Here is a 12391-nt window from a genome sequence, read left to right on the forward strand (position 1 = left end):
CGGGCACGGACGGAAAGTGTGGCGCAGCCACCGCCCTGACCAGTGACAAAACACCATCAAGGACATTGCAATGCCCAAGATCAAGACCAACCGGGCGGCGGCCAAGCGTTTCCGCAAGACCGCCTCCGGCAAGTACAAGTGCGGCCACGCCAACCGTAGCCATATCCTCACCAAGAAAGCGACCAAGCGGAAGCGCAACCTGCGGCAGACGAACCACGTTCGTGCCGAGGACGCTGGCCGTCTTGACCGTATGCTGCCTTACCTCTGAGGACTGAACCATGGCTCGAGTAAAACGTGGCGTCCAGGCACGCCGTCGTCACAAGAAAGTTCTGAACCTGGCCAAGGGCTACTACAACGCCCGCCGCAAGGTCTTCCGCGTCGCCAAGCAGGCGGTGATCAAGGCGCAGCAGTACGCCTACATCGGCCGCAAGCAGAAGAAGCGCAATTTCCGTTCGCTGTGGATCACCCGCATCAATGCGGCGGCCCGCATCAACGGCCTGAGCTACAGCCGTTTCATGAACGGCCTGCTCAAGGCCGGCATCACCCTGGACCGCAAGGTGCTGGCGGACATCGCCGTGCACGACGCGCAGGGCTTTGCCGCCTTGGCGGAGAAGGCAAAGGGCGCGCTGGCGGCATAATGCAGGTCCCTCTGCAACGGCCCGCACCTCCATGTGCGGACCGTTGAACAGCAGCAGGGAAATAGCAGACATGCAGGGGAAGGGCGCGAGTCCTTCCCCTTTTTGCGTTTTGTGCATCCCGATCGCGAGTTTTACCCGCGATCGGGTGTGTCCCGAGCACCGTATCCGGATCGGGCGGTCGGCTGAATTGAGGCGCGAGTGCAATGAGTGAGATCCAATCCCTGAGCGGGCAGGCGCTGGCCGACATCGCCGCGGCGGACAGTCCCGAAGCGCTGGAGCAGCTGCGGGTCGCGCTGCTGGGCAAGAGCGGCAGCATCACCGCACAGCTCAAGCAGCTGGGCGCGTTGCCGCCCGACCAGCGCAAGCTGGCCGGCGAGGCGATCAACCAGGCGCGCGATGCGGTCTCCGCGGCGCTGGCCGAGCGCCGCGCGCTGCTGGAAGGCGCGGCGCTGGACGCGCGCCTGGCCGCCGAGCGCATCGACGTGACCCTGCCGGGCCGGCGCGGCGAGCGCGGCGGGCTGCACCCGGTCACGCGCACCCTGGAGCGCATCACCGAGATCTTCGCGCGGCTGGGCTACGAACTGTCCGACGGCCCGGAGATCGAGGACGACTGGCACAACTTCGAGGCGTTGAACTTCCCGCCGCACCATCCGGCGCGGGCGATGCACGACACCTTCTACTTCGGCGACGGCCGCCTGCTGCGCACGCACACCTCCGGCGTGCAGGTGCGCTACATGGCCGAGCATGCGCCACCGCTGCGCATGATCGCCGCCGGCAAGGTCTACCGCAGCGACAGCGACCAGACCCATTCGCCGATGTTCCACCAGGTCGAAGGCCTGCTGGTCGACGAGCACTCCACCTTCGCCGATCTCAAGGGCACCCTGTCCGAGTTCGTGCGCGCGTTCTTCGAGCGCGATTTCCAGATGCGCTTCCGTCCCAGCTATTTCCCGTTCGTCGAACCCGGCGCGGAAGTGGACATCGCCTGGCAGCAGCCCGACGGCAGCACCCGCTGGCTGGAAGTGCTCGGCTGCGGCATGGTCCATCCGAACGTGCTGCGCAGCGTCGGCATCGATCCGGAGCGCTACACCGGCTTCGCCTTCGGCATGGGCGTGGAGCGCTTCGCGATGCTGCGCTACGGCGTCAACGACCTGCGCGCGTTCTTCGAGAACGATGTGCGGTTCCTCAGGCAGTTCGCCTGAGGGCCGGGATTGGGGATTCGGGATTGGGGATTCGCGAAAGCGGTTCCATCCTGATTCCCGATCCCGCACGAAGCCGCTGTTACGAATCCCCAATCCCGAATCCCCAATCCCGGCCCCTCAATGAAATTCAGCGAAAACTGGCTGCGCAGCCACGTCCCCACCCAGGCCTCGCGCGATGAACTGGCCGCGACCCTGACCGCCATCGGCCTGGAGGTCGAGGAGGTCACGCCGCTCGGCGAGTCGCTGCAGCAGGTGGTGGTGGCGCGCATCGTCGAGGCGGTGCGGCATCCGGAGGCCGACCGGCTGCAGGTGTGCCAGGTCGATGCCGGGCAGGGCGGGATGCTGCAGATCGTCTGCGGCGCCCCGAACGCGCGCGCCGGGCTGGTCGCGCCGCTGGCGCTGGTCGGCGCCCAGGTCGGCGGCATCGCGATCAAGGCGGCCAAGCTGCGCGGCGTGGAATCCAACGGCATGCTGTGCTCGGCCAAGGAACTGGGCCTGGACAGCGATGCGTCCGGCCTGTTCGAACTGCCCGACGACGCGCCGATCGGCCAGGCGCTGGCCGAGTACCTGGGCCTGCCCGACGCCAGCATCGAGATCAAGCTGACCCCGAACCGCGCCGACTGCTTCGGCGTGCGCGGCATCGCCTACGACGTGGCCGCGGCCTGCGCCAGCGAAGTGCTGCCGTTCGCGGCCGAGCCGGTCGCGGTGACCAGTGCGCGCAAGCTCGAGGTGCGCCTGGAGGCGGGCGGCGACGCGCCGCGTTACTGCGGCCGCGTCGTCGAGGATCTCGACCCGGCGGCGAAGACGCCGCTGTGGATGGCCGAGCGCCTGCGCCGCAGCGGCGTGCGCCCGGTGTCGCTGCTGGTGGACATCACCCAGTACGTGATGCTGGAACTGGGCCAGCCGATGCATGCCTTCGACCTGGACACGCTGCACGGCCCGGTCGCGGTGCGCCGCGCCCGCGCCGGCGAGACGCTGAAGCTGCTCGACGGCCGCGACGCGACGCTCGACGACGGCTTCCTGGCCATCGCCGACGGCGACCGCGTGGTCGCCCTGGCCGGATTGATGGGCGGCCACGACACCCGCGTCACCGACGCCACCCGCCACGTGTTCCTGGAGGCGGCGCATTTCGCGCCGGCGGCGATCATGGGCCGCGGCCGCAAGCTCGGCCTGCACACCGATGCCGGGCACCGTTTCGAGCGCGGCGTGGATCCGGCCCTGCCGCGGCAGGCGCTGGAGCTGGCGACGCGGCTGGTGCTGGAACTGGCCGGCGGCCGCGCCGGTCCGGTGGTCGAGGCCGAACTGCCCGACTACCTGCCGGCGCCCGCGCCGATCGCGCTGCGCCGCGCGCGCATCGTGCGCGTGCTCGGCATCGAGATCGCCGACGCCGAGGTCGAGCGCATCCTGCGCGCCTTGGGCATGGCCGTTGCCGCCAGCGCCGACGGCTGGCAGGTGACCGCGCCGAGCCGCCGCTTCGACATCGCCCTGGAAGAGGACCTGATCGAGGAGCTGGCGCGCATCCACGGCTACGACCGCTTGCCGACCACGCTGCCGGGCGGCGCCTCGCGCATCGCCATGGGCAGCGAGACGCAGCTGGACGAACTGAGCGCGCGCCGCCAGCTGGTCGCGCGCGAGATGCTGGAGACCATCAACTACGCCTTCGTCGATGCCGGCCTGCTGGACCAGTGGGGCCTGGACGCCGGGCGCGTGGCGCTGGCCAATCCGCTCAGCGCCGAGCTGGCGGTGATGCGCCCGTCGCTGCTGCCGGGGCTGGTCGCGGCGCTGGGCCGCAATGCCGCGCGGCAGGCCGGGCGCGTGCGCCTGTTCGAGCTGGGCAAGGCGTTCGCGGCCGCGGCCGGCGCCGATGCCGCGCCGGTCGAGACCCAGCGCGTGGCCGCGGCGGTGTGCGGCGATGCCGAGGCGCTGCAATGGGGCCTGCCGGCGCGCAAGGTCGACTTTCACGACCTGAAGGGCGATCTGGAGTCGCTGGCCAGCGCCGCCGGCGCGCGCCTGGACTACCGTCCGTCGGCGCTGCCGTTCGCGCATCCGACCCGGTCGGCCGACGTGTACCGCGACGGCGCGCGCATCGGCTGGATCGGCCAGCTGCATCCGCGGCTGCTGCAGGCGATGCAGATCGACGTGGACGTGCTCGGGTTCGAGCTGGACCTGGCGCCGCTGGCCGCGCGCGCGCTGCCGCGTGCCGCCGAGCTGTCGCGGTTCCCGTCGGTGCGCCGCGACCTGGCGTTCCTGGTGCCGGAGGCGGTGGCCTGGTCGGCGCTGGCGGACAGCGTGCGCGGCGCGGTCGGGCCGCTGCTGCGCGAGGTGGTGCTGTTCGACCGCTACGTCGGGCCGGGGGTCGAGGCGGGTTTCAAGAGTCTCGCTATGGGCTTGATTTTGCAGGACAACTCGCGCACTCTGACGGATCGCGATGTGGATGCAGTGGTCGCCGATGCAGTGGCGGCGCTGGCGCGCGAACACGATGCGCGGATTCGCGGCTGAGACGCAGGGGATAGCAGGGCAATGGCGTTGACCAAAGCGGAAATGGCCGAACGGTTGTTCGACGAAGTCGGGCTGAACAAGCGCGAGGCCAAGGAATTCGTCGATGCTTTCTTCGATGTGCTGCGCGATGCGCTGGAGCAGGGGCGGCAGGTGAAGCTGTCCGGCTTCGGCAACTTCGATCTGCGCCGCAAGAACCAACGGCCCGGTCGCAACCCCAAGACCGGCGAAGAAATCCCGATCTCGGCGCGGACGGTGGTGACCTTCCGCCCGGGACAGAAGCTCAAGGAGCGAGTGGAGGCTTATGCTGGACCCGGGCAGTAACCGCGAACTTCCGCCGATTCCGGCCAAGCGCTACTTCACCATCGGTGAGGTCAGCGAGCTGTGCGACGTCAAGCCGCACGTGCTGCGCTACTGGGAGACCGAATTCCCCAGCCTGGAACCGGTCAAGCGCCGCGGCAACCGCCGCTACTACCAGCGCCACGACGTGCTGATGGTGCGGCAGATCCGCAGCCTGCTGTACGAACAGGGCTATACGATCGGCGGCGCGCGCTTGCGCCTGGACGGCGAGGGCGCGCGGCAGGAGTCGGCGCTGAGCAACCAGATCATCAAGCAGGTGCGGCAGGAACTGGAAGAAGTGCTGCAGTTGCTGCGCCGTTGAGCGGCCACGGCGCGACCGGCTAGGAAAGGCCGCGCCAATCCCGCTATAATCGCCAGCTCGCCGCGAGGCGGGCCGCCGCCACGGCGGACGTTTTTACCGGGGTATAGCGCAGCCTGGTAGCGCACTAGTCTGGGGGACTAGTGGTCGTCGGTTCGAATCCGGCTACCCCGACCATCTTCGAAGGCCCATGTCAGCGACATGGGCCTTTTTTCGTTCTGCGCCGTTCGGTTCGGCGCCTGGGTCTTGTTGCGCGAACCCGGCGTGGCGTCGGCGCGCGGATAAACGGCAAGCGGGAGGGCGCGTGCCGCGGTGCAACGCCATCTTGCGCGCCGGAGCGGCCTGGTCCAGACGCTGTCGCTCCGGGAGCAGGCTGGCGCCACAGGCGTTCGGTAAGGCATGGCCTGACTGAGCTGGTTCCGCAGAATGTGCCAGCGGTGGGGCCTGGATCATGGCCCCGGCCGGAATCGGGCGGCGGTGTAGACAAATGCCCCGGTGCCGAACGAATCCCGGCATATGCAAACAAGACGGTGGGAAGGCCAAGCCGCCAGCAGCGACGGGACGCTGGCGCCGAACTGCGAGGGAGGGCCGTCAAGGCATTGACATGCGTCACGTTAACGTCGTGTCTTTTGCTGCACTGCTTCGTTCGCAATGCTGAATATCCGGACATGTAGTTGAATCTCGCCGGTATGCCGTCAAAAAAATGTCGGATCATGTCTTGGTACGTGCAGATAGCTGTGCCATAGTGCACTGCAACACGAGGCTTCACTGTTGGCCCGGGCAATCGCCCGAGGCTGGAAATGACACTGCAATCGTCTTACCCGACCGGTGATGGAGCGCTGGCCGGCGGGAGGAGTGTGGCGTTCTCAAAACCACTCGACAGAGGGCATCGGCATCGCGCATGGGTAAACTTTTCGGTACGTTCAATCGGGCATTGGGCCTGGCCCTTTCCTGTCTGGTCTTCCTGTCCGCATGCAGCAGCGGGCCGAAGCTGCGGACGGATCTGCCTCCGGGCGATCCACTGGCGGGCGCGATGGGGCAGCCGGAGTACCTGCTCGGCCCCGGCGACCTGTTGACGGTCAAGGTGTTCCAGATCGACGACCTGGAGCGCCAGGTGCGGGTCGACAACGAGGGCCGCATCTCGCTGCCGCTGATCGGCGACGTCAAGGCCGCCGGGCGCAGCGTCAACGCGCTGCAGAAGGACATCGCCGAACGCTACCGCAACGGCTATCTGCAGAACCCGCAGGTCTCGGTGCTGGTCGATGAATTCACCGGCAACCGGGTCACCGTGACCGGCGCGGTCACCGAACCGGGCATCTATCCGATCGCAGGCTCCGCGCTGACCCTGCAGCAGGCGCTGGCGCTGGGCAAGGGCGTCAACAACGTCGCCAGCCGCGGCAACGTGGTGGTGTTCCGCAACGTCGGCGGGCAGAAGATGCTGGCCCGTTTCGACCTGGGCGATATCGAGAAGGGCATCTCTCCCGACCCGGAAATCTATGGCGGCGACCTGGTCGTGGTGTACCGCTCCGACGCGCGCCTGCTGCTGCGCACGGTGGTCGAGCTGACCCCGTTCGTGATGATCTGGCGGGCCTACCGATGAGTACCCACGGCATGCATCACCGCTCCTCCTCGGCATCGGCACCGCTGAGCCCGGCCGACATCAGCCTGCTGGACTACTGGAATGCGCTGTACCGGCAGCGCTGGCTGATCGTCGGCATCACCGCCGCGGTCGTGCTGCTGGCGCTGCTGGTCACGCTGCTGATGACGCCCAAGTATCGCGCCACCAGCGTGCTGCAGATCGAGCGCGAGGCCTTGAACGTCACCAACGTGGCGAACCTGATGCCGGTGGAATCGCCGCAGGATCGCGATTTCTACCAGACCCAGTACGAACTGCTCGGCAGCCGTTCGCTGGCCCGCGCGGTGATCCGCGAGGCGCGGCTGACCCAGGAGCCGGCCTTCAAACCGCTGGTCGACGAGGCGCTGGAGAAGCTGCAGGGCAATGGCGACGGCCGCGCGCCGTCGCCGCAGGCGCGCGCCACCGCCGCCGAGAACGCGCTGGTCGGTCCGGTGCTGGACGCGCTGCAGATCGAGCCGGTGCGCGATTCGCGGCTGGTGCGGATCAACTTCGATTCGCCCGACCGGGCGCTGGCCGCGCGCGTGGCCAACACCTACGCGAAGATGTTCATCGCCTCGACCCAGGAACGGCGCCTGCAGGCGTCCTCGTTCGCCGCCAAGTACCTGTCCGAGCGGCTGGAACAGCTGCGCGACAAGGTGGAGGAGTCGGAGAAGAACACGGTCGACTACTCCAGCAAGGAGCAGATCGTGTCGCTGGGCGAGGACAAGCCGTCGCTGCCGACGCAGAACATGAGCGAACTGAACATGCGCCTGGCCGCCGCCCAGGATGCGCGGATCAAGGCCGAGGCCGCCTGGCGCCAGGCCGGCATCGGCGACGGCATGGGCCTGCCGCAGGTGGTGAGCAGCCCGCTGATCCAGAGCCTGCGCACCGAGCAGGTGAAGCTGACCGCCGACTACCAGCAGAAACTGGCCACGTTCCAGCCCGGCTATCCGGAGATGCAGCGCCTGCAGAACCAGATCGCCGAGATCAAGCGCCAGATCGGCAGCGAGATCGGCAACATCCGCAGTGCGCTGAAGAACGACTACGAGGCGGCGCGGCAGCAGGAGACCCTGCTGTCCGAGCGCATCTCCAGCCTGAAGAACGAGGAACTGGATCTGCAGACCCGCAGCATCCGCTACAACATGCTGCGGCGCGAAGCCGACACCAACCGCCAGCTCTACGACGCGCTGCTGCAGCGCTACAAGGAGATCGGCGTGGCCGGCAACGTCGGCACCAACAACGTGTCGATCGTGGATCGGGCCGACGTGCCGGGCCGGCCGAGTTCGCCGAAGACCTTGCTGAACCTGGCGCTGGCCTTTGTGTTCGGCCTGTTCATGGCGGTCACGATCGCGTTGATCCGCTATTTCCTGCGCGAAGCCAATGCGGCGGCAGCGGCATGAACCGCCCGGCGCGGCGCGGCGGCGTGACCGCGGTCGCGGCCGTGGCGCCGACGCAAGCACAGGTCATTTTTCGTACGCAAATTCTTCAGCGAGGTGAGACGTGATTCAGCTAACAACGGAGGCGATCCATTATTTTCCTGACCGGTTGTACGCAGTCGACATTCTGTTGAAGTAACACGGGCTGCCGTGGACCTGGGGTCGGTGAGGAAGGCACCGCAGCGGTCCACTGGCAGATGAGATCGAGGCTCGACGACGTCGCATGTTCCCCCGCATGCCACCGACCCGAGTTTGGATGGGAATCCCGACCATGCTTTTGGCAGACCTGAGTAGCGCCACCTATACAACTTCGTCCCCCCGCCTGCTGTCCAAATATGCAGCCGCGGCGGATATCGTGCTCCGCGTTTCGGACCTGACGGTCATCGTCGCCGCGGCGCTGGTCAGCCATCGCCTGCTGTTCAACAGCTGGCTGCCGGAAGCGTCCTACCGGGTCGCGATCGGCACCACGCTGCTGTACGCGGTGATCTGTTTCGCGCTGTTCCCGCTGTACCGCAGCTGGCGCGGACGCGGCCTGTTGCGCGAGATGATGGTGCTGGGCCTGGCCTGCAGCGGCGTGTTCGCGCTGTTCGCCGTGCACGCCTTCGTGGTGCAATTCGGGCAGCAGGTCTCGCGGCTGTGGATCGGGCTGTGGTTCACCAGCAGCCTGGCCACGCTGCTGGTCTCGCGCACCGTGGTCCGCGGCGTGCTCAACCACCTGCGCTCGGAAGGCGTGGACGTGCAGCGCGTGGTCGTGGTCGGCCTGCGCCACCCGGTGGTCAAGATCCACAACTACCTGAGCCGCAACCCGTGGGTCGGCATGCAGCTGGTCGGCTATTTCAGCAGCGACTACGACCTGTCGGTGGCCGACCATCCGAAGAAGCTGCAGTGCCTGGGCGCCGGCACGCCCGAATCGCTGATCGACTACCTCAACAACAACGAGGTGGAGCAGGTGTGGATCTCGCTGCCGCTGGGCGAGCGCGACCACATCAAGCAGCTGCTGCAGCAGATGGACCGCTACCCGATCCAGGTCAGGCTGATCCCGGACCTGTTCGACTTCGGCATGCTCAACCAGTCCGGCGACCAGATCGGCAACGTGCCGGTGATCAACCTGCGCCAGGGCGGGGTGGACCGCAACACCTACTTCGTGGTCGCCAAGGCGCTGCAGGACAAGGTGGTGGCGCTGGCGGCGCTGGCGGTGCTGTGGCCGGTGATGCTGGCGGTGGCGGTGGGGGTGAAGCTGAGCTCGCCGGGCCCGGTGTTCTTCCGCCAGCGCCGGCACGGCCTGGGCGGCCGCGAGTTCTACATGTACAAGTTCCGCTCGATGCGCGTGCAGCAGGAGCCCAGCGACGTGGTGGTACAGGCCAAGCGCGGCGACAGCCGGGTCACGCCGTTCGGCGCGTTCCTGCGCCGCACCAGCCTGGACGAGCTGCCGCAGCTGTTCAACGTGCTCGGCGGCAGCATGTCGGTGGTGGGGCCGCGGCCGCATGCGGCGCAGCACAATACCCACTACGAGAAGCTGATCAACCATTACATGCAGCGGCACTACGTCAAGCCGGGCATCACCGGCTGGGCCCAGGTCAACGGGTTCCGTGGCGAGACGCCGGAGCTGCGGACGATGAAGAAGCGCATCCAGTACGACCTGGACTACATCCGGCGCTGGTCGCTGTGGCTGGATACGCGGATCATCGTGCTCACCGCGGTGAAGGTGCTCGGGCAGAAGACCGCCTACTGATGCGCCCGATGGACCGTGAACCCGCCGACCGTCCCCGCTGCCGGCGCCGCCCCGTCGTCGCCGTCGGCAGCGGGGACGGCGGCGTCCGCGGCGCCGTGATCGCGCCAGCCGGCCGTGGCTTGCGTGCCCGGCGTGCCGTGGCTGCGCTGCGCCAGGCGCCGGTGTGGCGCGTCGCGTTCTTGCGCGCCGCGTCGCGAGGCCTTGCGTGCTGACCGCGCCGGTGATGACGCTGCGCGAGCAGCGCCGCAACCTGCTGATCGAACTGGTGCTGCTGTTCGCCGTCGGCTACAACTTCCTGCTCGCGGTGGTGAACGCCAAGGTGTTCCGGGTCAGCCCGGCCATGACCTATGCCGCCGAGCTGGCGATCTACGGCGCCTGCTTCCTGATCGGCCTGTGGTCGCTGGACCGCAAGCGCACCGCCCTGGTGTTCACCGGGATCGCGGCGGTGGTGCTGCTGATGCTGTTGCGGCTGTTCCTGACCTGGTCGATCGATCCGAAGTTTTTCCGCGACGCGCTGATCCCGTTCGCGTTCCTGGTGCTGGGCGCGGCCTACACAGGGTCGCTGCCCAAGCTGTTCCTGCGCATGGCGCTGATCGTGTCGCTGGTGGCGCTGTTCGAGCTGGCGCTGCCCACGCTGTACGGCGACGTGGTCAACCCCAAGAGCTACTTCGTCAACGCGCGCGGCGCCAGCGCGTCCAGCTTCTGGAACCAGGACAGCAACCTGTTCGTCAGCGCGACCCGGCCGGGCGCGCGCAACTTCCTGCCGTCCTCCAACCTGCCGCGCGCCTCCTCGGTGTTCATCGAGCCGGTGACGATGGGCAACTTCATCATCTTCTTCACCGCGATCCTGCTGACCTTCTGGCGCTGGATGCGGCCGCTGGCCATCGTCGCGTCGGTGGCGATGATCGGCTTCCTGATCGTGGCCTCGGACGGGCGCCTGGCCGCCGGCACCTGCGTGATGATGGTGCTGCTGACCCCGCTGCTGCTGCGCATGGACCAGCGCCTGGGCTTTCTGCTCTTCTTCGGCGTGCTGCTGGGCGCGTGGCTGATGGTGTGGGCGTCCGGCATCCAGAGCTACGAGGACACCACCCTGGGACGGGTGTTCTTCACCGTCTATTCGATCCGCAACATGACCGCCGAATCGTGGCTGGGCCTGAATTTCGACGCGCCGTACAAGTATTTCGACAGCGGCATCGCCTACTTCATCTCCTCGCAGTCAGTGGTGATGGTGCTGGCGTTCCTGCTCGCCTATTCGTTCGCGATGCTGATGCGCACGATCGAGGGCCAGCTGTTCAAGAACCTGCTGATCTTCGCCTTCGCGCTGAGCCTGCTGGTGTCCAACGGCTATTTCTCGATCAAGACCGCGGCGCTGTGGTGGTTCGTCTGCGGTTGCCTGTGGCAGATGGTGCCGCGCCGGTCCGCGCCGGACGCGCTGCCGCCGGCTCCCGACGCGCAACGGCTTCCGGCGGTGGCGACATGAGCGCATCGACGCAGCCGCTGCAGACGGTGCTGGCCGAGGCGCCGACCCGGACCGGCGTGCACGGCACGCGCGGCGCGCGCGATGCGCGCATCGACGCGGCCAAGGCGCTGGCGATCCTGTTGGTGGTGTTCGGCCACGCCAAGGGCATCCCGCACGCCTATGTGATCCTGGCCTACAGCTTCCACGTGCCGATGTTCTTCGTGCTGTCCGGCTGGGTCGGCGAAGCGTTCGGCAAGCGGCCGCTGGGCGTGGCGACCTGGACCAAGCTGGCGCGCAGCCTGCTGCTGCCTTACCTGGCGTTCTTCGTGGTCGCGTACGCCTACTGGATGCTGACCCGCAACATCGGTTCCAAGGCGCAGCTGTGGGGCGACCGGCCGTGGTGGGAACCGCTGCTGGGCCTGGTCAGCGGCATCGGGCCCAAGCTCTACGTGATGCCGGCGCTGTGGTTCCTGCCGGCGCTGTTCGTGACCACGCTGGCTTATCTGTACCTGCGCCGGCGCCTGTCGCTGGATCTGCTGGCGCTGCTGTCGCTGCTGCTGGCCTGGGGCTGGGCGGTCTGGTTTCCGACCCAGGACTATCGGCTGCCGTTCGCGTTGGACGTGCTGCCGGTGGCGTTGTGCTTCTTCGCGGTCGGCGCGGCCGCGGCCAAGCGCAGCGCGCGCCTGCCGAGCAGCCGCACGGGCAATGCGCTGGCGGCCTTGCTGCTCGGCGCGGCCTGGTTCGCGATCGCCTGGAACAACGGCCGGGTGGACGTGAACATGATGAAGTTCGGCCATTCGCCGCTTGCGTTCCTGGCGGCGAGCCTGCTCGGCAGCGCGATGGCGCTGTGCGCGGCGCGGCTGGTGCAGGAGTGGGCGTGGGTGCAGTGGATCGGGCGCAACACCTTGCTGATCCTGTGCACGCATACGCTGCTGTTCTCGCTGATGGCCGGCGTCGCCAGCCGCACCGGCCTGGTCCGCGGCGATGCCTGGGGACCGGCCTGGGCGGTGTCGGTGGGCGTGATCGCGGTGATCGCCAGCGTGCCGATCCGCGCGGTGATCGTGCGCGTGGCGCCGTGGATGATCGGGCTGCGCCGCGAACCGGCCGCACAGGAGGCGTCCTGATGGCGCCATCGCAACGACGCTGTGCGCTGTCGCA

Annotated in this window: 11 protein-coding genes and 1 tRNA gene; all 12 read left to right on the forward strand. The window is 67.9% G+C overall.

The window, feature by feature from the left end; translation table 11 throughout:
• Positions 1-70 precede the first annotated feature (70 nt).
• The 12 genes from rpmI (at position 71) to OCJ37_RS08300 (ending at position 12357) form a co-directional block, all read left to right on the forward strand.
• Positions 71-268, forward strand: a complete 198-nt coding sequence (gene rpmI, locus OCJ37_RS08245; RefSeq protein ID WP_002811096.1) for a 50S ribosomal protein L35 — start codon at positions 71-73, stop codon at positions 266-268.
• A gap of 10 nt (positions 269-278) precedes the next feature.
• Positions 279-638, forward strand: a complete 360-nt coding sequence (gene rplT / locus OCJ37_RS08250; RefSeq protein WP_128421688.1) for a 50S ribosomal protein L20 — start codon at positions 279-281, stop codon at positions 636-638.
• A 203-nt stretch (positions 639-841) separates the two neighbouring features.
• On the forward strand, positions 842-1837 hold the full coding sequence (gene pheS, locus OCJ37_RS08255) for a phenylalanine--tRNA ligase subunit alpha (protein ID WP_263113172.1): 996 nt from the start codon (positions 842-844) through the stop codon (positions 1835-1837).
• Positions 1838-1957: 120 nt separating this feature from the next.
• A complete protein-coding gene (pheT, locus tag OCJ37_RS08260; protein WP_263113173.1) occupies positions 1958-4336 on the forward strand; it encodes a phenylalanine--tRNA ligase subunit beta in 2379 nt (792 codons plus the stop codon).
• A 21-nt stretch (positions 4337-4357) separates the two neighbouring features.
• Positions 4358-4657: an integration host factor subunit alpha gene (locus OCJ37_RS08265; protein WP_003466661.1), complete on the forward strand. Its 300-nt coding sequence runs from the start codon at positions 4358-4360 to the stop codon at positions 4655-4657.
• Positions 4638-4994, forward strand: coding sequence for a MerR family transcriptional regulator (locus tag OCJ37_RS08270; RefSeq protein WP_045727228.1), 357 nt, complete (start codon positions 4638-4640; stop codon positions 4992-4994). The genes OCJ37_RS08265 and OCJ37_RS08270 overlap by 20 nt, the downstream gene beginning before the upstream one ends.
• A gap of 97 nt (positions 4995-5091) precedes the next feature.
• Positions 5092-5168 (forward strand) — tRNA-Pro (locus OCJ37_RS08275).
• A gap of 724 nt (positions 5169-5892) precedes the next feature.
• The gene (locus tag OCJ37_RS08280; protein WP_263113174.1) at positions 5893-6591 is read left to right on the forward strand and encodes a polysaccharide biosynthesis/export family protein; all 699 of its coding nucleotides are present in this window, start codon (positions 5893-5895) and stop codon (positions 6589-6591) included.
• Positions 6573-8006, forward strand: a complete 1434-nt coding sequence (locus tag OCJ37_RS08285; protein ID WP_263113627.1) for a GumC family protein — start codon at positions 6573-6575, stop codon at positions 8004-8006. The genes OCJ37_RS08280 and OCJ37_RS08285 overlap by 19 nt, the downstream gene beginning before the upstream one ends.
• Before the next feature lie 307 nt (positions 8007-8313).
• Positions 8314-9774 (forward strand): undecaprenyl-phosphate glucose phosphotransferase, encoded by a 1461-nt coding sequence (locus OCJ37_RS08290; protein WP_263113175.1) that lies wholly within the window; start codon positions 8314-8316, stop codon positions 9772-9774.
• A gap of 223 nt (positions 9775-9997) precedes the next feature.
• Positions 9998-11254 (forward strand): polysaccharide biosynthesis protein GumE, encoded by a 1257-nt coding sequence (locus OCJ37_RS08295; RefSeq protein WP_263113628.1) that lies wholly within the window; start codon positions 9998-10000, stop codon positions 11252-11254.
• Entirely contained in the window at positions 11251-12357 is a 1107-nt protein-coding gene (locus OCJ37_RS08300) for an acyltransferase family protein (protein ID WP_263113176.1), read from the forward strand. Before OCJ37_RS08295 ends, OCJ37_RS08300 begins: the two co-directional genes overlap by 4 nt.
• Positions 12358-12391: the final 34 nt, after the last annotated feature.

Source organism: Xanthomonas sp. AM6, from assembly GCF_025665335.1.
GTDB lineage: Bacteria > Pseudomonadota > Gammaproteobacteria > Xanthomonadales > Xanthomonadaceae > Xanthomonas_A.

Coding starts and splice junctions, on each gene's coding strand:
- rpmI (WP_002811096.1), top strand. CDS start 71: ATGCCCAAGATCAAGACCAACCGGGCGGCGGCCAAGCGTTTCCGCAAG.
- rplT (WP_128421688.1), top strand. CDS start 279: ATGGCTCGAGTAAAACGTGGCGTCCAGGCACGCCGTCGTCACAAGAAA.
- pheS (WP_263113172.1), top strand. CDS start 842: ATGAGTGAGATCCAATCCCTGAGCGGGCAGGCGCTGGCCGACATCGCC.
- pheT (WP_263113173.1), top strand. CDS start 1,958: ATGAAATTCAGCGAAAACTGGCTGCGCAGCCACGTCCCCACCCAGGCC.
- OCJ37_RS08265 (WP_003466661.1), top strand. CDS start 4,358: ATGGCGTTGACCAAAGCGGAAATGGCCGAACGGTTGTTCGACGAAGTC.
- OCJ37_RS08270 (WP_045727228.1), top strand. CDS start 4,638: ATGCTGGACCCGGGCAGTAACCGCGAACTTCCGCCGATTCCGGCCAAG.
- OCJ37_RS08280 (WP_263113174.1), top strand. CDS start 5,893: ATGGGTAAACTTTTCGGTACGTTCAATCGGGCATTGGGCCTGGCCCTT.
- OCJ37_RS08290 (WP_263113175.1), top strand. CDS start 8,314: ATGCTTTTGGCAGACCTGAGTAGCGCCACCTATACAACTTCGTCCCCC.
- OCJ37_RS08295 (WP_263113628.1), top strand. CDS start 9,998: ATGACGCTGCGCGAGCAGCGCCGCAACCTGCTGATCGAACTGGTGCTG.
- OCJ37_RS08300 (WP_263113176.1), top strand. CDS start 11,251: ATGAGCGCATCGACGCAGCCGCTGCAGACGGTGCTGGCCGAGGCGCCG.